Source organism: Paenibacillus sp. FSL M7-0420 (assembly GCF_038002345.1).
GTDB lineage: Bacteria > Bacillota > Bacilli > Paenibacillales > Paenibacillaceae > Paenibacillus_AQ.
In genome coordinates this window covers 5118335-5142616 of record NZ_JBBOCJ010000001.1, presented here as the reverse complement: position 1 = coordinate 5142616, position 24282 = coordinate 5118335, and the positions used below count along the sequence as shown (strand labels likewise).

Annotated in this window: 18 protein-coding genes; 17 read left to right on the top strand and 1 reads right to left on the bottom strand. The window is 53.5% G+C overall.

Features of this window, described 5'->3' with window-relative positions:
- The first annotated feature begins 318 nt into the window (after positions 1-318).
- The 12 genes from MKX51_RS21890 to MKX51_RS21835 all read left to right on the top strand — a co-directional run bounded on the left by MKX51_RS21890 (position 319) and on the right by MKX51_RS21835 (position 14068).
- Positions 319-1293 (top strand): LacI family DNA-binding transcriptional regulator, encoded by a 975-nt coding sequence (locus MKX51_RS21890; protein ID WP_340993859.1) that lies wholly within the window; start codon positions 319-321, stop codon positions 1291-1293.
- A 46-nt stretch (positions 1294-1339) separates the two neighbouring features.
- Positions 1340-2272 carry an alpha/beta hydrolase gene (locus tag MKX51_RS21885; protein WP_340993858.1) on the top strand — a complete coding sequence of 311 codons (933 nt, stop codon included), beginning with the start codon at positions 1340-1342 and terminating at the stop codon, positions 2270-2272.
- A 97-nt stretch (positions 2273-2369) separates the two neighbouring features.
- Positions 2370-3326, top strand: coding sequence for a carbohydrate kinase family protein (locus tag MKX51_RS21880; RefSeq protein WP_340993857.1), 957 nt, complete (start codon positions 2370-2372; stop codon positions 3324-3326).
- 13 nt (positions 3327-3339) lie between these two features.
- A complete protein-coding gene (gtfA, locus tag MKX51_RS21875; RefSeq protein WP_340993856.1) occupies positions 3340-4806 on the top strand; it encodes a sucrose phosphorylase in 1467 nt (488 codons plus the stop codon).
- 26 nt (positions 4807-4832) lie between these two features.
- A complete protein-coding gene (locus MKX51_RS21870) occupies positions 4833-5633 on the top strand; it encodes an alpha/beta hydrolase (protein WP_340993855.1) in 801 nt (266 codons plus the stop codon).
- Between the two features lie 155 nt (positions 5634-5788).
- The gene (locus MKX51_RS21865; protein WP_340993854.1) at positions 5789-7507 is read left to right on the top strand and encodes a sensor histidine kinase; all 1719 of its coding nucleotides are present in this window, start codon (positions 5789-5791) and stop codon (positions 7505-7507) included.
- Between the two features lies 1 nt (position 7508).
- On the top strand, positions 7509-9104 hold the full coding sequence (locus MKX51_RS21860) for a helix-turn-helix domain-containing protein (protein WP_340939040.1): 1596 nt from the start codon (positions 7509-7511) through the stop codon (positions 9102-9104).
- Between the two features lie 228 nt (positions 9105-9332).
- Positions 9333-10874, top strand: a complete 1542-nt coding sequence (locus MKX51_RS21855; RefSeq protein ID WP_340993853.1) for an ABC transporter substrate-binding protein — start codon at positions 9333-9335, stop codon at positions 10872-10874.
- A gap of 70 nt (positions 10875-10944) precedes the next feature.
- On the top strand, positions 10945-11874 hold the full coding sequence (locus MKX51_RS21850) for an ABC transporter permease (protein WP_340939043.1): 930 nt from the start codon (positions 10945-10947) through the stop codon (positions 11872-11874).
- A 12-nt stretch (positions 11875-11886) separates the two neighbouring features.
- Entirely contained in the window at positions 11887-12780 is an 894-nt protein-coding gene (locus MKX51_RS21845) for a carbohydrate ABC transporter permease (RefSeq protein WP_340993852.1), read from the top strand.
- Positions 12781-12818: 38 nt separating this feature from the next.
- Positions 12819-13625 (top strand): Nif3-like dinuclear metal center hexameric protein, encoded by an 807-nt coding sequence (locus MKX51_RS21840; RefSeq protein ID WP_340993851.1) that lies wholly within the window; start codon positions 12819-12821, stop codon positions 13623-13625.
- Between the two features lie 284 nt (positions 13626-13909).
- Positions 13910-14068, top strand: coding sequence for a hypothetical protein (locus MKX51_RS21835; protein ID WP_340993850.1), 159 nt, complete (start codon positions 13910-13912; stop codon positions 14066-14068).
- Between the two features lie 91 nt (positions 14069-14159).
- On the opposite strand, the gene MKX51_RS21830 is transcribed toward MKX51_RS21835, so the two are convergent.
- A complete protein-coding gene (locus MKX51_RS21830) occupies positions 14160-15734 on the bottom strand; it encodes a xylulokinase (protein WP_445322076.1) in 1575 nt (524 codons plus the stop codon).
- Between the two features lie 804 nt (positions 15735-16538).
- Here MKX51_RS21830 and MKX51_RS21825 point away from each other — a divergent pair.
- The 5 genes from MKX51_RS21825 to MKX51_RS21805 all read left to right on the top strand — a co-directional run bounded on the left by MKX51_RS21825 (position 16539) and on the right by MKX51_RS21805 (position 24275).
- Positions 16539-18122, top strand: coding sequence for an acyl CoA:acetate/3-ketoacid CoA transferase (locus tag MKX51_RS21825; RefSeq protein WP_340993848.1), 1584 nt, complete (start codon positions 16539-16541; stop codon positions 18120-18122).
- A 56-nt stretch (positions 18123-18178) separates the two neighbouring features.
- Positions 18179-19414 carry an L-lactate MFS transporter gene (locus MKX51_RS21820; RefSeq protein WP_340993847.1) on the top strand — a complete coding sequence of 412 codons (1236 nt, stop codon included), beginning with the start codon at positions 18179-18181 and terminating at the stop codon, positions 19412-19414.
- 228 nt (positions 19415-19642) lie between these two features.
- Entirely contained in the window at positions 19643-20596 is a 954-nt protein-coding gene (locus MKX51_RS21815; protein ID WP_340993846.1) for a DUF561 domain-containing protein, read from the top strand.
- Positions 20597-20706: 110 nt separating this feature from the next.
- Positions 20707-22092 (top strand): sigma-54 interaction domain-containing protein, encoded by a 1386-nt coding sequence (locus MKX51_RS21810; protein ID WP_340993845.1) that lies wholly within the window; start codon positions 20707-20709, stop codon positions 22090-22092.
- Positions 22093-22157: 65 nt separating this feature from the next.
- Positions 22158-24275, top strand: coding sequence for a serine hydrolase (locus tag MKX51_RS21805; RefSeq protein ID WP_340993844.1), 2118 nt, complete (start codon positions 22158-22160; stop codon positions 24273-24275).
- Positions 24276-24282 lie beyond the last annotated feature (7 nt).

The window sequence follows — 24282 nt, the reverse complement described above, 5'->3', positions numbered from 1 at the left end:
TGAAAAGAGGCCATTTTTCACCCAAAACACAACATTCCACTGTATGAAATGCAATTGAATCTCATTTTACAGTCAGTTATGCGTTTTCTGTTGCAGGAAATACAATCACCCACTTGAATTTAGGAGTAGGAGTAGGAGTAGGAAACAGGGTGATATCAGCTTAATATTAGCCCAATGTTCTTGCTCAGACTTTAAAACCCTCGATGTTCATTATCGTTTTAAAGCTGATGTTGCCCTATTATATTAACCGGTTAACACAGAGTCATGCTCTGTTCCGCTGAACAGAGGAAGAAGGCTGACCCGGGTCAGGAGGTACGGATGGCTGTAACCATCAAAGATGTTGCCGAGAAGGTCGGCGTCTCCGTCACTACCGTCTCCCGTGTGCTGAATAACCGGGGATACCTCAGTGAGAGTCTGAAGCAAAAGGTAAACGATGCCATGGAGGAGCTGAATTACCATCCGAGTGAGGTGGCACGCTCCTTGCTGCGCAAGAAGTCCAATATAATCGGCCTGATTCTGCCGGATATCTCCCATCCGTTCTTCGGAGAGGTAACCAAGCATATTGAGGCCTATGCCTATGAACAAGGCTATAAGCTTATGCTGTGCAATTCCCTGCATCATAAGAAAAAAGAGAAAGAATACATCGATCTGCTGCGGGCCAGCCGGGTTGACGGCATTATCATGGGCAGCCATACGATGAGCGTGAACGATTACAAGTCGATCAGCCTGCCGCTGGTGTCGCTGGACCGGCAGATCTCTAAGTCGATTCCGTTCATTGCCTCGGATAACTATCAAGGGGGAGTGCTGGCCACCCGGCTGCTGCTGCGCAAAAAATGCCGGAGCATCGCCTATCTCAGCGGGAATCTGCGCCTGAATCTGCTGGCCAAGCAAAGGCATGACGCCTTCCTGGAGCAGGTCAGCAGGCAAGATGTTGAATATACCGTCCGGCAAACCGATCTGAACGGATTCAAGTATAAGGATTACGAGAAGCTGGTCAGCAGTCTTTTTGAGGAACGTCCTGAGCTGGACGGCGTGTTCGCGAGCAGCGATATGCTGGCCCTTCAGGTGCTGAAGCAGTGCAGAAGGCTGGGCAGAGCCGTGCCCGGTCAAGTCAAAGTCATTGGATATGACGGAATTGCCGCCCTGGATGCGGAGGATCTGACTACTATCGTCCAGCCGATCAAGAAGATGGCCGAGCTGGCCGTTCAATATCTGCTTCAGCAGATTGCCGGCGAGCCGGTCCCGCTGGAGACGATTCTTCCCGTCCGGTTATCGGAGAAGGGGACCACTTGAAGCACGCAGGATTCATTCACATAGAAGCGATATGGAGGGAATATAGATGAATTTCATTCACCGCGTGGCCCCGGAATTAAGAGAGGGGATGGCCGGATTGCCGCCGCTGCATTTGCCGGAGGATCTGGCCGCAGCCCGGAATATGATACCGTTGCCTACAGAACCGTCGGACCGTGTCCGCATTACGGAGCGGGTCCTGATTGCCGGTTCCGGGCCGGTACGGATCAGAATCTATGAACCGGCGAAGCGGAGTAAGCATAAGCTGCCTGCCCTGCTCTGGACTCATGGGGGCGGCTATATTCTGGGCCAGCCGAGCGGTGACGATGCGTTATGCGAGAGCTTCGTCCTCGCGGCCAACTGTGTGGTCGTGTCGCCCGACTACCGCCTTGCCCCGGAGCATCCTTACCCGGCTGCCATTGAGGACTGTTATGCAGCGCTTGTGTGGCTGGCCGATATCAACAACGGGCTGAGCATCGATTTGGCCCGGATTGCCGTAGGCGGCGCGAGTGCGGGCGGCGGTCTGGCGGCTGCCCTGGCCCTGATGGCTAGAGATAAGGGCGGTCCGGCCCTCTGCTTCCAGCTTCCGCTGTATCCAATGCTGGATGACCGCAACATTACACCTTCAAGTTATGAGGTCACGCACCCGGCGGTGTGGAACCGGGCGAACAACCTGGTCGCGTGGGAGATGTACCTGGGCGGCCCTGCCGGGGGAGCAGACACCTCTCCTTATGCGGCACCCGGCCGTGCGGATCAACTGGCGGGACTTCCGCCCGCCTATATCTGCGTCGGACAGCTCGACCCGTTCCGTGATGAGACGATAGACTATGTGGCCCGGCTGGCACAGGCGGGTGTAGAAGTGGAATTTCATCTCTACCCGGGGGGCTATCATGGCTTCGAGCATGTTGTCCCTGCAGCCGAAGTCAGCCGCAGAGCCAGAGAGGGATACATCCATGCCCTGGCAAGAGCCTTGAACTCTTAAATTGTAAAAAGAGGACGGGTTTTTGAAAGTATTGTGTACACAGAGACCATAGAATGGATAGGACACAAGGATACTGGAGTACCAAGGGGGAGTGCGGGTGTTTAAACTCGGAGAGACAATACAGTTTGAAGATCAGGCGAACGATGTGTTAACAGTGGGCGAGCTGCTCGTGGATATGATCTCCAATGAGTACGGCGAGGACACGGTAGGTGATGGATATACACGGTATTTTGGCGGATCGCCTTCGAATATTGCCATCAATGCGGGGAAGCTGGGCATCCGGTCGCATGTGGCTTCGGCGGTGGGCAGGGATAGCCTGGGCAACTATTTGATGAACCGGCTGCAGAGCGCCGGAATGGCGACAAGCGGCATCCAGCAGGTCGATGATTCTACCAGTATGGTGGTGATTACCAAAAGTCAGGCTACGCCGGTTCCGATCTTTTACCGTGCGGCGGATTACCGGCTGGAGTACAATGAAGCGCTGGAGCAAGCCTTGATTCATTCCAGAATTGTCCACTTCTCCTGCTGGCCGATTTCAAGGAATCCGTCCCGTGAGACAGTAGAGCGGGTGATCAAGACGGCAAGGAAGCATAAGGTGCTGATCGGCTTCGATCCCAACTATCATCCTTCGATCTGGCAGAAGGGGGAGGACGGGGTAGCCTATGTCAAAAGCATCATTCCGAAGGTGGATATCATCAAGCCTTCCGGGGATGACGCTGAGCGTCTGTTCGGACCCGGCACGCCGGAGGAGCAGATCGCCAGATTCCTTGCGCTTGGCGCGAAGCTGGTCATTCTGACGCTGGGCAAGGACGGGGCACTCGTCTCCACCGGAAGCGAAACGATGTCGTTTGCGACCAAGGCGACGCAGATTGAAGATACAACGGGAGCAGGAGATGCCTTCTGGTCCGGATTCTATACAGCTATTATCAAAGGGTATACGCTCACAGAGGCGCTGGAGCTTGGATTTGCTGTCAGCGCGTACAAACTGAAATTCACCGGTGCGGTAGTCGATCTGCCTGCGCTTGCGGTCATTAAGCAACAATTCAACCTGTAGGAGGCTTCTTAAGATGACACTGAAGAATCAAGTACAGTTAATTACCTATCCCGATTCGCTGGGCGGAGACCTGAAGCAGCTCCATCAGGTGCTGCAAGGTCCCTTCGCCGGGCTGTTTGCCGGGGGGATTCACATCCTTCCGCCCTTTCCTTCTTCGGGGGACCGCGGCTTTGCGCCGTTGACTTATCTGGAGATCGAGCCGGAATTCGGCAGCTGGGAGGACATCCGCAGCATCGGGGCAGAATTCGATGTGCTGGTGGATCTGATGGTCAATCATATCTCCAGGCAATCGCCGTATTTCCAGGACTTCCTGGAGCATGGCCGGGCTTCGGAATATGCGGATCTGTTCATCACCCTGGACAAGATCTGGGAGAATGGCGAGCCTGTGCGTGCGGATATCGAGAAGATGTTCCTGCGGCGACCGCTGCCGTATTCTGCCTTCACTACCTCCGGAGGGGAGGAAGAGAAGGTGTGGACCACTTTTGGCAAAACCGATCCTTCCGAGCAGATTGATCTGGATATCCATGCTCCGCTCACCCGCGACCTGCTGCGGCAGTTCTTCCTGAACTTCAAAGCGCAGAATGTCAAGATTGTCAGGCTGGATGCCGTCGGGTACGTGATCAAGAAGCTGGGCACCAGTTGTTTCTATGTGGAGCCGGAGATCTATGAATTCCTGGACTGGATCAAAGAGATGGCCGATTCGCTGGATATCGAGCTGCTGCCGGAGGTGCACGCGCATCACAGTATCCAGACTAAGCTATCGGAATACGGCTGCTGGATCTATGATTTCATTCTGCCTTACCGCGTGCTTGAGGCGCTTACCGGCAAATCCAATACGGCGCTGTACGACTATCTGCGGACCCGCCCGCATAAGCAGTTCACGATGCTGGACTGCCATGACGGTATTCCGGTGAAGCCCGACCTGGATGATCTGATCGATACCAAGGAAGCCCGGGAGCTGGTGGATCTCTGCGTGGAGCGCGGAGCGAACCTGAGCCTGATTCTGTCCGAGGAGCATAAAGCGCCGGACGGCTTCGATGTCCATCAGATCCGCTGCACGTATTACAGTGCGCTGAATGAGGATGACGATGCGTACCTGGCAGCCAGGGCGATTCAATTCTTCGCACCGGGTATTCCACAGGTCTATTATGTAGGCTTGCTGGCCGGCCGCAATGATCTGGAGCAGGTCGCCCTGACGGGGGAAGGCCGGGAGATTAACCGCCATAACTATACGCTGGAGGAGATTGAAGCGGAGAGTGAGCGGGAGGTCGTGCAGCGGCTGATGAAGCTGATCCGTTTCCGCAATGAGTATAGCGCCTTCCAGGGAACCTTCCGGGTGCTTGAGGCAGAGGCGGATGAAATCAGGCTGATGTGGGAGCAGGGAGCAGCCTATTGCCGGCTGCATATTAACCTGCAGAACTATAAGACTGTTATCGAATATATAGATCAGCAGGGACAAGAAGCGGTATACTGGGTCTGATTCTAATTCGTTAAGGGGGAATGATGATGGCTACAATGCAAATCAGCCTGTTCTCGGCAAGTCTGAAGCGGGAGGTCACGATTCAGGCCATATTGCCGGTGGATCTGCCGGAGGGCTGGGGACTTCCGGCCTGGTCGGGCCAGCCCTTGAGATCGCTCTATCTGCTGCATGGCTTCTCCGGCAGCCAGAACGACTGGCTGAACTTCTCCAGAATCAGGGAGCTGGCAGACAGGCATCAAGTGGCAGTATTCATGCCGGCCGGGGAGAACCGCTTCTATGTAAATGATGAGCTAAGAGAAGAATACTACGGTGAGTATATCGGCAGGGAGCTGGTAGAGTTCACCCGCAAGCTGTTCCCGCTATCAGCGGCCAGAGAGGATACCTGGATCGGCGGCTTATCGATGGGCGGCTACGGTGCGATCCGCAACGGCCTGAAATACGCGGAGCGCTTCGGCCGGATCATCGCCTTATCCTCGGCCTTAATTCCGTATAGAGTTGCCAATATTGCCCCAGACTATAAAGACGGAATTGCCAGTTATTCCTACTATGCCAGCGTCTTCGGCGATCTGAGCCGGCTGCTCGGCAGCGACAAGGACCCTGAGCAGCTGGTGCGTGACGTGAAGGCGCAGGGACTTGCCCTGCCGGAGCTGTATATGGCATGCGGAACCGAGGATATGCTGCTGGATGTGAACCGCCGGTTCCATCAGTTCCTGGAAGGCGAGCAGGCCGCCCATTACTATGAAGAAGGCCCGGGCGACCATAACTGGGCGTACTGGGATAAGCATATCGAAGCTGCGCTGGACTGGGCGGCTGCTCCTGTGAGTTGATTAATAATTGGGAAAAGTGGCGAGTCACGGCTATCCCAATACTAATAATTTTCACGTACTCAATCGCAAATTGCATACTTACACGCCCCTGGGTCTGGCCTAAGAAGGTATCGGCTCAGGGGCGTGCTGAATTCCGGGGAAAGGAAGAGGCGGGGATGATCCGTACCAACAGTATCGTGTTCAAATTTGCATTGCAGATGACAGTGATTCTTGCGATCCTGCTGTCCATCCTTGTTCTGAGTAACATCTACTCCCTGGAGGTGGTGCGGAGTAATGCACTGACCAGCTCGCGTAATACACTGGCCCTCTATCAGGCCAATATTCATAATAACTTCAACAACTTCTCCAAGGACCTCATAGAGGTGTTCGACCATAACGTGGATACTGCGGTGAATTCGGCGGGGATGGATGAGAACAGCCGGTATTTCAAGGTCCAGCAGCTCAAGAATAGCCTGCAGGCAAAAATAGCAGGTGATAATTCGAGCGACGGCATGTTCATCAGGCTCTCGGAGGAGCTGGTGCTGGAGCAGTTCAACCGCCGGATTCAATCGGAGGATAAGCTGGCTCTGGTGGATTTTATCAATATGCATAAATTCAGTACGGCTCCGGCAGCACCAAGCGGGGAATGGAAGGTCTTCCAGATCCGCGGCGAGTCCTACTTGTTCAAATATATTTCGTATTCAGGGGTCAGCTTCGGAACGCTGGTGAAAGCGGACACGCTGCTGGCCATGGTTGATAGGGGAGGCAACGATAAGAACCGTTATGTGCTGAGTGACTCTGAAGGAATGATCCTGGCGGCGAATAATATCTCTCTTAATGAGGGGGATACGACGCTTGAGAGCTTAAGCAGGCAGTATAAGCGGGATTACCTGATTGTATCTGAACCGATCGGCGAGTTCGGGCAGATGACTCAAATGGTTGCCAAGGGCAGTCTGTTCTCAGGCCTGAAGCTGATTCAGTGGGGGATCGCCCTGCTGGCGGTGCTCTCGGTCATCGTGGTGCCGCTGGTGCTGAGATTCCTGACGAGAGATGTGCTAAGGCCGATTCTGGAGCTGGTGAAGGCGGCGAAGGCGGTTGAGCAGGGGCAGCTGGAATACCAGATTCCGCAGAATACCCCGTACTCCCTGGAATTCCTGAAGCTGTTCCATGCGCTGGAGTCCATGGTCAGTGAGATCAAGGATCTGAAGATTCAGTCCTATGAAGAACAGATCGAAATCAGCCGCGCCGAGATCAAGTATCTGCAGATGCAGATCCGGCCCCATTTTTTCCTGAATGCGATCTCAACAATTACGAGCCTAACCTATCAGAATAAAAATGAGGAGATCCGCCGCCTGATCCACCGTCTCTCCGAGCATCTCCGGTATATGTTCAGAGGGGGACTGATGGAAGTGACGATGGAGGAGGAGATCCGGCATACTGAGAATTATATCCGGATGCAGGAGATCCGTTATCCGGAGCAGATCTTTTTCATGATTGAGATGCAGGAGGAAGCGCGGCAGGTGCCGGTTCCCCAATTCATGATCCAGACCTTTGTGGAGAATACGTTCAAGCATGCTATGTTCGTTCAGGAGCTGCTGTCTATTTTCATCAGGGTGCGGATGGAGCTGCGGGACGATAGTCCATTTGTCAGCATTGTCATTGAAGATAACGGGGCAGGCTTCGCTTCTGAATGGCTGGATCAGCCGGAGCGCGAAGAGGCAGGGGAGGACGGAGGCAGAGTGGGCATTGCCAATATCCGCAAGACCCTCAGACTGCTATACAAACGGGAAGATCTGCTTAAGCTGTCGAATATCGAGACTACAGGTGCGAGGGTTGAGCTGTGGATTCCTGTGAAGCCACTCGAATGGAGCCAGCCTGGCTTAGAGGGAGGATAATATGCGTTGTATGCTGATTGACGATGATATTCCTACAATTGAAGCGTTGCGCGGTATTGTGAACTGGGAGGAATTCGGAATTACGGAAGTGCTCACCGCTCATAATATACAGGATGCGAAGCAACTCTTCGAGAACGACGAGCCGGATCTGATGATTTGTGATATTGAAATGCCGCGCGGGTCGGGCATAGAGTTGATCAAGTGGGTCAGAGAGCGTCAATATGAAGGCGGATTCATCTTCCTGACCTGTCATGAGAGCTTCACCTTCGCCTCCAAGGCGATCTCGTATGACGCCGACTCGTATCTGGTCAAGCCGCTGGACAAGCAGGAGCTGGAAGCGGCGCTGCGCAAGTCGATGGATACGCTGAAGAACAAAATCATGTTAGGCGAATACAGCAAGCTGGGTCATGCGTGGCTGAAGAACCAGGATCTGATAGAACGCAGCTTCTGGAGCGATGTGCTGACGGCGACAATCTCTCCCCGGCGTGAGCTGATCCAGAGTGAGGTGCAGAAGCGGGAGCTGTCCGTCCCGGTGCAGGCAGAATACAGGCTGCTGCTGGTAAGCGTTCCCCGCTCCCAGATTGAACGGGAATGGGACGAGAGCATCTTCCACTACGCCCTCTCGAACCTGGTCTCTGAAATACTCAGCAGCCTGGTGGGCAGCGGCCGGATGATTGCCTATCAGATGGATAAGGTATTCTACAATGCGATCATTGCCGAGAATCCGGCGGATATGAAGGAGCTGGAGGCGAGCGCCGGAGAGATCATCCGGCTGTCCAGGCAGTATCTGAAATGTACGGCTACCTGTTACTTCAGTGAGCCTGCGGCGATCTCCCGCCTGGCGCAGCTTAAGACGGAGCTGGAGCAGGCGGACGAGTCGAACATTATTTTCCGGGGGAAGCTGCATTTGCCGAATAAGCCCTTCCAAGTGGATCTGACCGAGCGCTTCACCCTGGATACGGAGCTGTTCACCCTGCTGTTCGTCCAGAAGGAGAAGGCTCAGATTGTGAACCGGCTCAAGAAAGAACTGGAGCTGCTGACGAGTCTGAACAAGCTGGATGCGGCTACGCTCCATTCGATCCGCGAGGACCTGCTTCAGGTGGTCTATTCGCTGCTCGCGCGCCACCACATTCAAGCCCACCGGCTCTTCGAAGGTGAGCTCAGCCAGCAGTTGGCCCAGGATGCCGAGAGCAGCGTGTTCGACTTCATGAAATGGGCGCAGGCGCTGACGGACAAGACGCTCGATTCCATTAAGGAGGTGCTGCAGTCCGAAGGGGTAGTCGAGCGGGCCAAACGCTTCATTCAAGAGCACTATACCCAGGATCTGAGCCGGGAGGATGTTGCAGCCAGCGTATATCTGACCGCGGATTATTTGGCCAAGGTGTTCAAGAACGGGACCGGCCAGACCGTAAAGGAGTACCTGAACGACTGCCGGATCAGAGCAGCGAAGCAGAGGCTGGTGGAGAGCACGGCAAGCATCGGGGAGATTGCCATGGATACCGGCTTCGATACCCTTTCCTATTTCTCCACTGTGTTCAAAAAATGGACAGGCGAAACCCCGGCGGCCTACCGTTCCAAGCACAAATCCGCCTTATAGTCATGACAAGGATGACCATTAGGAAGCTCCGCTTCTCCTACCGGAGGCGGAGCTTCTTGCTTCGTTGGCAGGAATCATTCCTAGGGTGTAACTTAGCTATGCAGAGCCGCGCGTCCCGTCACCCGCCCAGTGCGGTTTTTTATAAAAACAGCCCGTATTATTGAAAGCCCTCCCCCTCCAGGGCAAGTACAATGAGAATGTAAATATAGAACAGGAGGCATGATGACAATGAAGAAAAAGGGGTTAGGTTCACTGCTGCTGTCCATGGTAATCTGCGGTTCGCTGCTCTCCGCCTGCGGCGGCAATTCCAATACATCGTCCAAGAATTCCGGGGATACGGAAGCTAAGGCCAAGGTGGCTGAGATTGTATTCGCGCTGCCCTCCTTCAACCGGATTCCCGACGATCTCAGCAAGGTAACGGATGCGATCAACGCCATCACAACGGAGAAGATCGGGGTGAAGGTGGACTTCCGTCTTTTCGGCCCGGCAGATTACGCCCAGAAGGTCAATCTTGCGCTCCAGAGCGGGGAGAAGATGGATGTCTTCACCACGCTCGGACAATTCTCCAACTACGTATCCAAGAGCCAGGTGGCTCCGCTTGAAGAGCTGCTTACTGAACACGGCAAAGAGCTGTCAGCTATTCTGGACAAGGATTTCGGGCCGGATATTCTCAAAACCACCACGATGGACGGGCATATCTACGGCATTCCGGTGAATAAAGGGATGGCGCTGCCGACCAATATCATCTACAACGCGGATATGCTGGCAGAGGCGGGCGTAGCCGCAGACTCCATCCAATCGGTAGAGGATCTGCCTGCCGTGTTCGGGGCCGTGAAGCAGAAGCTGCCGGATGTGGTTCCGTTCGGCCCGATCAACGTGAATCCGACGGATACGGGACTTGTGAACTGGATGAAGGGTGCCAGCAAGGTGGATTACCTGACTGATACCACCGGAGTAGGCGTTGTGATCGGTGACAACGGGAAGGTCGTGAACTTCTACGAATCGGATGTCTTCAAGAACGGGATTCAGATGATGAGAGACTGGTTCGAGGCCGGATATCTGCAGAAGGATACCGCAACTACGACGATTACAGCGATGGAGATGGTATCCTCCGGACGCGGGTTCTCTTTCCTGGGCGGCTACAGCGGCATGGAGGTTGGCAAGCAGCTGAGTGCGCAGGTCGGCAAAAACATTGAGACCAAGCGCATCGCCCCGTTCTATTTCGATACAAGCGCCGTGAATTCCGTAACCTGGATGGTGTCCAGCACCTCGAAGGAGACGGAGGCCGCTGTGAAGTTCCTGAATCTGCTGTACACCGACAAAGAGCTGATTAACACCATTCTCTTCGGAATCGAAGGAGAGGATTACGTCAAGGTAGATGAGCATCATGTGAAATTCCCGGAAGGCATGGATGCCAATACGGTACCTTATACAGCCATGCTTAGCTCAGGGATCGTAGGCTCCGAATCGCTCCAGTATCAGCTGGAGGGAATTGACTGGTCGGATGTTGAGCTGAAGCTGAAGGAGAATAAGGATACCGCAAGATCGCCGTATTTCGGTTTTATTTTCGACCAGGGTCAAGTGAAGACGCAGATAAGCGCTGTGAATAACGTGGTCAGCCAGTTCCTGCCGGCGCTGGTCAGCGGGTCGGTGGACCCGGAGACCATCATTCCGAAATTCATCAGTGCGCTGAAGGATGCGGGTGCAGAGGCTATTATTGACAGCAAGCAGCAGCAGCTGGATGCGTGGCTTGCCGCACAACAGCAATAACTATTACATGAATGTGCTGAGGGCGGAGCGGTGACAGAGGCTCTGCCCCCGGCCATGGAGGTGAACCGGCATGACTGCCAGACGCAAGTCCCCATCCAAGCCGCTCAAAAAAACATTGCCGCTCCTCATACTCGCGGGTCCAGGCCTGCTGTATTTTCTCATTAACAGCTACTTCCCCATGTTCGGGGTGTTCATCGCCTTCAAGGATGTCAATTATGCCAAAGGCATCTTCGGCAGCGACTGGATCGGCTTCAAGAACTTCACCTTTCTGTTCCAGACCAGTGACGCCTGGATTATGACCCGCAACACGCTGCTGTACAACCTGGCGTTCATCGCGCTGGGAACCGTAGTCTCCATCATCATTGCCATTCTGATGTCGGAGCTGCTGAATAAGCTGTATTCGAAGCTGTTCATGACCGGGCTGATTCTGCCGAACCTGATCTCGATGATCGTGCTTTCGCTGCTCGTCTTCGCTTTTCTGAATGCAGACAGCGGGTTCGTGAACCATTCGATTCTGCGGCCGCTCGGCATACCGGAGATCAACTGGTATTCGGAGGCGAAGTATTGGCCGTACCTGCTGGTCCTTATTCAGATCTGGAAGACGGCAGGCTACGGATCGATTGTCTATTTTGCCTCGATTGCCGGCATTGACAAGAGCATCTATGAGTCGGCCAAAATCGACGGTGCCGGGAAGCTCAAGCAGATCCGCATGATTACCCTGCCGCTGCTGAAGCCGACCATTATTGTGCTGGTGCTGATGTCGATGGGCCGGATTTTCAACTCCGACTTCGGCTTGTTCTATCAGGTGCCCATGAACTCCGGTGCGCTGTACAGCACTACCCAGACGATTGATACGTATGTTTACCGCGCTTTGATGCAGCTTAATGATATCGGAATGTCGGCCGCCGCCGGTCTGTATCAGTCGCTGGTCGGCTTTGCCCTTGTGCTTACGGTCAATGCCATCGTCAAGAAGGTCAATCCAGAAAACGCATTGTTCTAGGAGGAAATTCGGATGATCCAAACAAGAGGAGAACGAACGTTTACGCTGTTTTCTGCGGTCGTGATGATCCTGCTGACGGTTTTTGCATTTTTGCCCTTCCTGCTGATTGTGATCGCTTCGTTCACCAATGAGACGACCCTGATCCGCAACGGGTACAGCTTTTTCCCGGAGCAGCTAAGTCTAGACGCGTACCGGTACATTAAGTCCTCGGCGTATATTTTCATCAGAGCCTACGGGGTTTCCTTTCTGGTGACGATCCTTGGAACCGCGATAGGACTGCTGATAACAAGCATGCTGGCTTATCCGATGTCGCGGTCTGATTTCAAATATCATAACACGCTAGCCTTTGTTGTATTTTTCACCATGCTGTTCAGCGGGGGGATTGTGCCTTCGTACATCATGTGGACCCAGTATTTCCATATCAAAAACACGCTGTGGGCGCTGATCCTGCCCAATCTGCTGGCGAACGGGTTCAACGTCCTGCTGGTCCGTAACTACTTCAAGAATAATGTGCCGCTGGAGATTATCGAAGCTGCCCAGATCGACGGTGCCTCGGAGCTGCGGACCTTCTTCCGCATCATGCTTCCGCTGTCCATGCCGGTCATGGCAACCGTCGGGATGTTCATGGGCCTGGCTTATTGGAATGACTGGATCAATGCGTTATATTTTGTATCTAAGCCGCAATTGTACGGGATTCAGAATCTGCTGATGCAGCTGATGAGCAACATCCAGTTCCTCAATTCCGGCCAGGCCGGGAATGTACTTGGAGCTGACACGGTATCGCTGCCAAGTACAGCGGTGCGGATGGCGATGGCGGTGCTGGGCATTGTGCCGGTGCTGTTCGTCCTGCCGTTCATGCAGAAGTACCTGACCCGTGGCGTGATCATTGGTGCGGTCAAAGGCTGACAGGCTGACAATAAATAGATGAAAAGGAGAATGAGCGTATGAACGTGCAAGAGGTCATTGACCGGATTCTGCTCGATTGCTGCGGGGGACGGAGGCTGGAGCAGACCTGTGATGTGCTGGCGAGCGGCAGTGAAGAGATGGAGGTCACTGGGATTGTCACTACGTTCATGGCTACCGTAGATGTCATCAAGGAAGCCATTGCGATTGGAGCCAACCTGATTATTACCCATGAGCCGACTTATTTTACAGGAAGCGATTCGCTGGACTGGCTGCAGCAGGACCCGGTATATCTGGCGAAGAAAAAGCTGATTGAGGAGCACGTCATTACGATCTGGCGCTTCCATGACCATATGCATCTGGCGGATACGGACCGGATCTATGACGGACTGCTGAATGAGCTGGAGTGGGAGGATAAGAAGCTGGACGACAAGGACGCCTGGGGGTATCTGATCGAAGAGACCACAGTTGGTGAGCTGGCCGGTTTCCTGAAGCAGCGGCTGGGGATGAAGGTGATTCAGATCGTCGGCAACCCGGAGGCGCCCTGCTCACGTATCGGTATTCTGGTCGGCGGCGGCAGTCTGGGCCTGGGCCGGGAGCAGATGCCGATGGAGCTGATGCAGGAGAAGGGTCTGGATGTGATGGTCTGCGGCGACATTACCGAGTGGACCTTATGTGCTTATGTGAATGATGCCGCCATGCTGGGCCTGAACAAGGCGATGATCGTGATCGGTCACGAGCGCTCCGAGGAATGGGGCATGAAGTATATGGCCGGGTGGCTGGCGCCGCTGGTGGACGGGTTGCCGGTTACATTCGTGGATGCCAGGGAGCCGTTTGTGTATTTGTGAGGCATTGGGCGGATGCTGAGTCTGAGTGAATGGGCCGTTGTTCCACTAGCGTTCCGCTGTTTCGCCATTGTTCCGCCACTGTTTCACTGCTCCTGTCGCTGTTCCGCCAACATACCTCTATCATCCCACCCTCTGGGGTCTGCACCTGGCGGACGGACTGGAGGGCCGTTATTTCTGGGAAAAGCCTACTTTGCGCCGTCTGCCGGACTGAGATGTACTTATTCGCCCGCTAACTGATGTTAATCGGCTGAATTCCCACCAATTAGGGCCCTGGAGTCCGTTACTTGCGCAAAAAGCAGCTTTTTGGCGGAATAAGCGCCTCTCAGTCCGCTGGGCAGATCGTGCAGAATCAAAGACAAATGATGCCGCGCAGATCCCGCAGAGTCAAAGGCAAAATGATGCTGGGCCTGGCCCAGGCCAGTTATGCCGCAAGCCCGGCTTAAATCAAAGGCAGCCATCCCCCTCTACGGGAGGATGGCTGCTTTTTATACTACTGCAAGACGTAATTGCCCGAAGCTCTGTACTTTATTATTTTCATACCAAATCTCCTCTCTTCCGGCTCTCCAGTAAATGATCTACCGCCGCCTGCTCGATGGGCAGCCCCTTGGTGTAACGCTCCATATAGAGGGCAAAGCCGTCCACATCGGCAGGGTCAGGCGATACCTCCTGTCCTTCCACATGACAGAACACCTTAGAGGCCAAGTAATCCGCCAGACTCTCATCCGGCTTCTTATGCATCATATAAGAGGCCAGAACCGCTATTCCCCATGCGCCGCCCTCACCAGCCGTAGACATGACCGATACGGGAACGTTCAGCGCAGCGGCACAGATCCGCTGTCCGACCTGCGGGGTGCGGAACAATCCGCCATGCGCTGAAATACGGTCAATCGTTACCCGTTCCTGCCCGGTCAGAATCTCCATACCGAGTCTTAACGCAGCGAAGGCGCTATACAGGTGCGCTCTCATGAAGTTAGCCAGCGTGAAGCGGCTCTGCGGCGAACGGACGAACAGCGGACGTCCCTCAGCAAGTCCGGTGATATTCTCGCCTGAATAGTAACCATAGCTTAGCAACCCGCCGCCATCCGCATCCGCTTCCAATGCCTGATTCAGCAGAACGCTGAATAACTGATCCTTGTCCGGCGTTCTCCCCATGGCCTCATAGAATTCACGGAATAAGCCGATCCAGGCATTCAGATCGCTGGAGCAGTTATTGGCAAGAACCATAGCAACCGGGCTGCCTTCCGGTGTATTCACAATATCAATCTCAGGGTGGACCACACTTAGATTCTTCTCCAGTACAAACATGGCAAAGACCGATGTTCCCACGGAAATATTGCCAGTACGTTTCCTCACACTATTCGTAGCAACCATGCCTGTTCCGGCATCGCCCTCCGGCGGGCATAGCGGAATACCGGCCTGCAAACGGCCTGACGGGTCGATCAGCCGGGCACCTGCTTCACTGAGATTTCCTGCATTCATACCGGCCGTATATACTGTAGGCAGGATATCTTGCAGCTTCCAAGGATAACCCCTGCCGGCAGTTAGAGTGGTGAACTGCTTCACCATATCTTCATTGTACTGCTTCGTTGCTTCATCGATGGGGAACATCCCGGAGGCATCCCCGATCCCGATTGCCCTGCGGCCCGTCAGCAGCAAGTGAACGTAACCCGATAGCGTCGTAAGATAATCTATTCTGGCCACATGCTCTTCACCGTTCAAAATAGCTTGATACAAGTGGGAGATACTCCAGCGCTCGGGGATTTTGAACTGGAATGACCTGCTTAGCTCCGCTGCGGCTGCGCCAGTAGTAGCATTGCGCCAGGTACGGAAGGGAACCAGCAGCTCTCCCGCCTGGTCCAGCGCAATATATCCCTGCATCATGGCCGAGCAGCCTATAGAGCCGACGGTTTGCAGAGTGACGCCATAAGTCTGCTGAACCGCTTGCTGTAATTGCTGATAGGCGGCTTGCAGCCCATGAATCACTTCACTGAGATCATAAGTCCAGTACCCCCCGAGGAATCGATTCTCCCATTCATACGTACCGGATGCAATCGGTGCAAAGTGGTGATCCATCAGCACAGCCTTGATTCGCGTAGACCCGAACTCCATCCCAAGCGACGTTTCTCCCCGGACAATCGCTTGTTTAACTGAATACCCCACAATAGCGCTTCCCCTCTCCAGTTAAAATTGTCCAGAATATAACATATGCGAAGGAAATTGTACAACCCTGTTGGTCCTTTTTGAACCGTTAATTCCCTGATCCGCTGTTGCAAATCTGCAATTAGCCCTCCGCAAGAAAAATATTTTATTTTTTTTGGCCGCGCTAAAATGTCTTGAAGTCTCATCTCCAACACTTTGTCTGATCCGCCGGGCAGGATATGTCATGGAACGCTTGATTTCATACCCAGCCAACCCGGATGGAGAAAAAAAGTGTGGTTTTTTTGCGACTCACAGACCCCGCGGGAATACAGATGAAGCACTAAAGAAATTAACGAAAAGCAAAAAGAAGCGGAGGGGAAATTTGGAACTGGAGGAGCGGTAGCGTCCGCCTGAAAGCTTTCCATAGGAAAGCTAGCATCGGAAGCATCAGCTGTTACCGGATTTCAACCGCTATTAGCGGTAAAAATCAAGAAATCTGGTGGCGGGCAGCGGCCGGAAGTCCAAATGTTCACCGCAGCGACGACCAAGCTTTGAGTTCAAACAAGCCAGTCGCAAAAAAACAACAGAAAAATACCTTGAATTCAAGGCATTTTGGAGCTATTGACCGGTCTTTTTTTCTGTATTACGATGACCTTGAGAAAACTTTCACAAGGAAATTGAGACACACAGAGCAGCAATTAGGAGACACACAGAAGGGCCATTATTTTTTTAACAACTGTAGTGAAATAATTCACATAAAGAGGAGCAGATGAAATGACAAAAGTAATTTCAGCAGCCAAAGCAGCGGAACTTATCAAGGACGGGGATACCGTAGCAGCAAGCGGATTCGGATTATCCTGCTGGGCAGAAGAGATGGGGATCGCCATTGAAGAGCGCTTCGTGAAGACCGGCGAACCGAAGAATCTGACCGTAATGCATGCCAGCGCAGTCGGCAACCGCCGCGATAAGGGCATGAGCCACCTGGGACATGAAGGCCTCATCAAACGCTGGATTGGCGGTATCGCCATCGCTTCCCCCGGGCTAGCTAAGCTGATTGAAGAGGATAAATGCGAAGCCTACAACCTGCCTCAGGGTGTGATTACCCAGCTCTACCGGGAGATTGCCGCCAAGCGCCCGGGTGTGATTACCAAGGTGGGTATGGAGACCTTCGTTGATCCCCGCGTTGAGGGCGGCAAGATGTCCCCGTCCACCAAGGAGGACATTGTGAAGGTGATTGAACTTGAAGGTGAAGAGTGGCTGTTCTACAAGGCCTTCCCGATTCAGATCGCCCTGATCCGTGGAACCGTAGCGGACGAGAACGGCAATCTCACCTTGGAAAAAGAAGGCCTGCACATGGAGGTTCTGCCGATCGCCCAAGCGGTCCGCAACTCCGGAGGCATCGTGATCGCCCAGGTAGAGACCGTAGCCAAGAACGGCACGCTCCATCCGAAGGATGTGAAGGTTCCGGGCATTCTGGTAGATTACCTCGTCGTGTCCACCCCGGAGAATCATTACCAGACCGAGAATACACAGTACAATCCGGCCTTCTCCGGTCATGTCAAAGTGCCGGTGGATTCGATTGAAATCCTGCCGCTGGATGAGCGCAAAATCATCTCCCGCCGCACAGCCGTAGAGCTTCAGCCGAATACCATTCTGAATCTCGGAGTCGGCATCCCGGTGAATGTAGCGAACATTGCGGCTGAAGAGGGCGTAGACGACCAGCTCATTCTGACGACAGAGGCAGGCTCGATCGGCGGGGTTCCCGCAGGGCTGAAGGACTTCGGCCATGCGTACAACTCCGAGGCGATTGTAGATCATGATGCCCAGTTCGATTTCTATGACGGCGGCGGCATTGACCTGTCCGTCCTTGGCCTGGCCCAGACGGATGAGTCGGGGAACGTCAATGTCAGCAAATTCGGCACACGGGTAGCGGGCTGCGGCGGATTCATCAATATCTCTCAGGCGGCGAAGAAGCTGGTGTTCGCGGGTACTTTTACAGCGGGCGGGCTGCAGATTAAGGTAGAGAACGGCAAGTTGCACATCGTTCAAGAGGGCAAAGCCAAGAAATTCATCAAAAAGGTACAGCAGATCACCTTCAGCGGATCCTATGCCGCCAAGGTACAGCAGCCGGTTGTGTATGTGACGGAACGCGCCGTCTTTGAACTGCTGAACGGTAAAATGACCTTAACCGAAATCGCGCCAGGCATCGACCTGCAGACAGAGATTCTGGATCAGATGGACTTCAAGCCGGTCATTTTACCGGACCTGAAGGAGATGGACGCGGCCATGTTCCAGGAGAACTGGGGCAAGCTGAAGTCGATGATCGCAGATAAGAACCGGGTGCTGCAGGAAGTGTAGTCAATGTAAGCACCGTAAGCTGAACTTATACAACTAACTAAAAAAGGGATGATACCATGAACGTACAGTTGAACCGCTGGAGGATCTTGATTGCATCAACGATCATTAATATCTGTGTAGGCGCCATTTATGCTTTCAGTATTTTCGCACTGCCATTAACGAAGGTCTTCAGCGTGAGCATGCCGGATATTATGATTGCTTTTACCATTAATGCAGCAATTTCCCCGATTCCGATGATCCTGGGCGGTAAACTGGTGGATAAAGGGGGAGCGAGGAAGGCGGTCTTCATCGGCGGTGCGATGTTCGGGATTGGCTTCATTCTCTCCGGCCTGGCTACTGCACCTTGGATGCTGTATATCACCTATGGTGTCATTACCGGCATTGGCCAGGGAATCGTATATTCCTCGACCATTGGCAACAGCGTGAAGCTCTTTCCGGATAAAAGAGGTCTGGCAGCAGGGATTGTTACAGCCGGATATGGCGGCGGCACCATCGCTATTGCTCCTATCGCTAATGCCTTAATCACCAGCAATGGTGTACAATCTGCTCTAATTACGCTCGGCGTAGCTTTCCTGGTGATTATTCTGGGTCTTGGCCTGCTCGTCAGACCTGCCCCGGCGGGTTATGCTCCTGAAGGCTGGACCCCTCCTGTAACCGGAGCAGCCAAGGCGGGAGTGAATGTACCATGGCATGAAATGATCAAGAAGCCGTTGTTCTATGTGATTGCCTGCCTGTTCCTGATCGGCGCGCTGTCTGGTATGATGGTAACCGCAAATGCCTCCGTCATCGGTCAGAAAATGTTCGGCTTAACCGCAGCAGCAGCAGCACTCTACGTAAGCTTGTACTCGCTGAGCAACTGTCTTGGCCGTGTATTCTGGGGCGCAGTGTCCGATAGAATCGGCCGCGTGAAATGCCTGCTCATGATTTATCTCGTCATTGCGGCGATGATGCTTACGATTGCTCTATCATCTTCTGTAGCCGGATTTGCTGTCGCCATTGCCGGGATCGGCTTATGCTTCGGCGGAACGATGGGCATCTTCCCGTCCATTGTCGGTGAGAAGTTCGGCATGAAATATTACGGTGTGAACTACGGGGTGACCTTCATCGGCTACTCGGGAGCCGCGTTCTTCGGCCCGAGAATTGCCGGCAGTGTGGCAGCAGCCAATGACGGCAACTTCACGAACGCCTTTTACATTGCGCTGGTCATCTCCCTGGTCGGCTTCGCCCTAACCTTCGTCTACAAAGCGATGGAGAAGCAGAAGCCCGAGCCGGAAGTGGCTAAGGCGGCTTAAAATAGTTGTATAAGAAGCATTTAAGATTTATACGAAAAGCAAAAAGAAGCGGAGGGGAAATTTGAAACTGTAGGAGCGATAGCGTCCGCCTTTGTCAACGGATTTCAACCGCGAAAAGCGGATTAAGTTAAAGAAATCTGTTGACAACAGCGGCCGGAAGTTCAAATTTTACCGCAGCGCCGGATAAGCTTCAAGACCAAATTATTTTATTATATGGAGGTAATTATAATGTCGATTACACAACTGTTAGGAATTAAATATCCGATTTTCCAGGGCGGTATGGCTCAGATTGCTGTGTCTCCGCTGGTAGGCGCTGTGTCCAATGCGGGCGGGCTGGGTATTATCGGCTCAGGCGGCTTCACCGCCGACCGGCTCCGTGACGAGATCCGCAAGGCCAAAGCAAGCACTGACAAGCCTTTTGCCGTCAACCTGATGCTGATGATGAACAATATCCCTGAGCTGATCCAGGTTATTATTGAAGAAGGCGTGAGGATTGTAACTACAGGCGCAGGTACACCGGCTCCATATATGCCCATTCTGAAGGAACATGGCATTATCGTTATTCCGGTAGTCCCTTCCGTCAAAATCGCCAAGAAAATGGAAGCGCTCGGTGTGGATGCGATTGTAGCCGAGGGAACCGAGGCGGGCGGACATGTGGGTGAGACTACAACCATGGCTCTGCTTCCACAAGTCGCCAGTGCGGTATCCATTCCGGTAATTGGCGCCGGCGGGATTGCCGATGGACGCGGGATTGCCGCTGCTTTTGCACTCGGAGCGCAAGGGGTTCAGGTTGGAACCCGGTTCCTCGCGACCGTGGAATGCCCGACACACGAGAATTTCAAGCTGGCGGTTATCAACGCAGATGATACCAGCACAACCGTAACTGGCCGCAGCCTTGGCGGTCCGGTAAGAAGCATCAAGAACAGCATGATTGCCGAGTTCCTCAGAATGGAGAATGAGAAGGCTTCGCGCGAAGAGCTGGAGAGCTTAAGCCTGGGTTCCCTGCGCAGAGCCGTATTTGAAGGAGATACCGATACCGGCTCCGTTATGGCCGGACAGATCTGCGGGATGGTCAACAAGATTACCACCGTGGAAGAGATGATCACCACCATGTTCGCTGAGGCGCAGGAAGTGATGGAGAAGATGGGGAAAGTAACCTTTGAATCCGTAGTTCATGCTTAATTAAAGTTTGATCTGCATTAGCCAAGTGGTATCATTTAAATAATGATGCTGTTTGGCTTTTTGTCTAGCCGGAATGTAAGCGTTCATATTATGGTATAGGACTGATGAATGTGACCAAAAAAAACAAAAATACAGGGAAACCCGCGCTCGACGAATTCGTGGAAGAATATCCGTCAACGTTATTTGTTACCGATCAGAACGGGAATATCCTGATTTCCAATGAATTCACCGCTCTAACCATCGGCATCCATCTGGAGGAGCTGCTCAAGGCGAACGTCCAGGATCTGGTGAAGGCGGGCTATTACAGTCATTCCATCACGATGGAGGCTATTGCGACGAAGCAAAAGGTAACCAATACCGTCAATACCTCCAGAGGCTTCCATGTGTTCTCGTCGGCGATTCCCATTCTGGATAAGGACGGGGAGGTACAGCTGGTAGTTACCACCTCCAATGAATTCAGCCAGGAGCATAATTATTATGAAGCGAATGTGCCAGTGGCCCAGCAGATCCATAAGCAGTTAGGCGGTGCTGCCGCAGAGAAGAAGAAGGGAATCGTGGCCGAGAGTCTGGCGATGAAGCAGATTATCAAGGTGTGCAACCAGATTGCTTCTTACGACAGCAAGGTGCTGATCTACGGCGAATCCGGGACGGGCAAAGAGGTGATCGCCAAGTATATCCATCTGAAGAGCGAGAAGTGGAAGGGGCCGTTCATTCCGATTAACTGCGCTGCGATTGCTCCGGCTCTATTCGAATACGAATTGTTCGGGTACGAGAAGGGCGTCCTTGAAGGTCAGACCGAGGTCAAGGCGGGTATGATCGAAATTGCGAGCGGCGGAGTGCTGTTCCTGGATGAGATTGCAGATCTGCCGATGGAGATGCAGGCCAAATTATTGCGGGTGCTTGAAAATAATGAAGTGAGACGCGTGGGCGGCATTACCAATATTCCGGTCCATTGCCGCGTGATTGCAGCTACCAACCGGGATCTGTGGAGTCTGGTCAAAAAGGGGCTGTTCCGCGAAGATCTGTATTACCGGATTAATGTGATTCCGATTCATATTCCGCCGCTGCGCAACCGGAAGCTGGACCTGGTAGGGTTAATCTCCAGCTTCATCACCAGCTTCAATGAGATGTACGGCAAGAAATATGTGCTGAGTGCCGAAGAATTCGATAAGATGCTGAACCAGCCCTGGCATGGGAATGTTAGAGAATTAAGGAATTACATCGAGCGGCTGGTGGTGACCGAGCATGTGGGCCAGAGCGTACAGGAAGAGGAGCAGATTGGCGACTGGTTCTCCCTCGACCACTTCATTGAGAAGAATAAGCATCAGCTCGCAAGTCTGAAGGATTTCACTGCTGTAGCAGAGGGCCATTATATCAAAAAAGTGCTGCAGGATTGTGCCGGTAACGGGACGGAGGCAGCCAAGCGCCTGAACGTTGACCGGTCGGTAATCTACAGAAAGCTGAAGAAGATGGAAGAGGTGCTGAGATTTAAATGAACCTATTTCCAGGATAAGACGTATTATCACTATGCGTGTTATTCTATGGAAATGGAGTGAATTGAATGAAACTATCATTGTTGCGCCGCCGCTCTGCCTTTTGGACGAGGACCGTGCTATCGGCTGCACTGGTTCTGACACTTACGGCTCCGGCTGTTCAGGCCGCTGCCGTTCCCCCTGCTTCTGCCCCTCCGGCAGCTGCCACTGCAGCGGCCAAGCCGCTGACAACAGAGAATGCTGCGGCCTTCCTCAAGCAATTCTTCAGTTCGGATGCGGTGAAAGCGCAGCTATCCGGTGCGGTTGTTGTGGTGGTGAAGGATGGCAAGACGGTTATCGAAGAAGGCTTCGGATTCGCGGATAAGGATGCCAAAAGTAAGGTAGACCCTGACAAAACAGTCTTCCGTCTGGCCTCGGTATCCAAAACCTTCACTGCGACTGCCGCCATGCAGCTCGTTGAGCAAGGCAAGCTAGATTTGAAAGCGGATTTTCAAGTCTATACCGGTCCGATGGCCTTCGATAACCCCTTTGGGGTTCCGGTAACTGTGGGCGATCTGCTGACCCACACCACCGGCTTCCGCATTCAAGACCCGCTGCCGGAAGACATCAATGAGGATTTCACCACCAAGGTGTCCATTGAGGATTATGTGGTGAAGCATATGCCGCCGGTGGTTCGTGAGCCGGGCACTTCCTACATGTATGACAACTTCGCTTCGCTGCTGCTCGGTCTGGTGGTGGAGAAGGCCAGCGGTATGCCTTATGAGGATTATATGCAGCAGCATGTCTTCGCCCCGCTGAAGATGGATTCAAGCGGCTTCCTGCTGGAAGGCAAGCTGAAGGACAATCTTGCTACAGCCTATGACGCCACGGGCAAAAAGGTTGATCTCTACAACGTGACGCCAACCGTGATGCCGCATGGCGGCATGTTGTCCACCGGCGATGATGTCGGGAGATTCATGACGGCTTTTCTGAACGGGGGAGCAGCGGATACGAACCGCATCCTTAAGGCAGATACCGTACAATCGATGGAGGAATACCGTTCTTCCATTCACCCGATGCTGCCGAATACCACTTACGGCTTTGAATCGGCTTTCCAGCTTCCCGGCGCTGGCAGCAGCCCGAAGATTATCACCAAGGCCGGTGATTTGATTGGCTTCAGCTCTTATATGTTCCTTATTCCCGAGCAGAATACCGGGGTGTTCATTGGCTATAATCAGCAAAGTGCACTGCGGGAGCTGTTCTACCCGGCCTTTATCCAGACGTTCTTCCCGCAATATGCCGCACCGGTGAAGCTGGATGCTTACAAGCCGATGAGTGCTGATGCACTGAAGGCATTCACCGGCTACTATGCGGATCTCCGGATCAAGAGTCTGGTATCTACAGTGTCTGTGCAGAATGGTGCGCTAACGATTAATGATGCTTTGCTGGGTTCCCGCAAGCTGATCCAGATAGATGATAATCTGTTCAAGGATGAGCTGACCGGCAAATTAACGGGCTTCGCCATGAAGGATGGCGGACAAAGCGCGTATATGAAGGAGCCTTACCTCAATCCGTTCAGTTATGCCCAGAAGGGGCCGGACGGCGTTGGTTATGCCGACGTTCCTGCCAGCCATGCTTATGCCACTCCGGTGCGGATGCTCCAGTCGCTGGGGTATCTGACGAATGATGCCACGGTGAGCTTCCAGCCCGACTCGGGCGTTACGCGCGCCCAGTATGTGCGGCTGATGATGGAGAGCAGCGGGCTCAAAGGAAGCACTACTGAGAAGATGGCCTTCCCGGATCTGCAGGGCCATCCCGATGCCGCTTACATCCAGCAGGCTGTTGAACTGGGAATGATTGAAGGAACGGCCAGCGGAGAATTTCAGCCGGACCGGGTGATCTCCCGCCAGGAGGCGGCAGTCATGATCTGGAGACTGTACAGTGTGCAGTACCCGGATAAGCTGTTCGAGAAGGTGAAGCTGTCCGGCACTACGGACAAGTGGGCCGTTCCGGCGGTGAAAATGGCCGTCGCCCTGGGTCTGTACGGACCGGACTTCAAGCCGGATGCCAAGGGCGCTGTGGACTACAAGTCCAGAGCCGCGCTGAGCAATAAAGAGAACGCAGCGATTCTATACGCGCTGTTCACGAACCCGATCAACCAGATCGTCGCCGGACTGAAGGAGAAGCCTGCGGAAGCGGGCAAATAAGGATAAG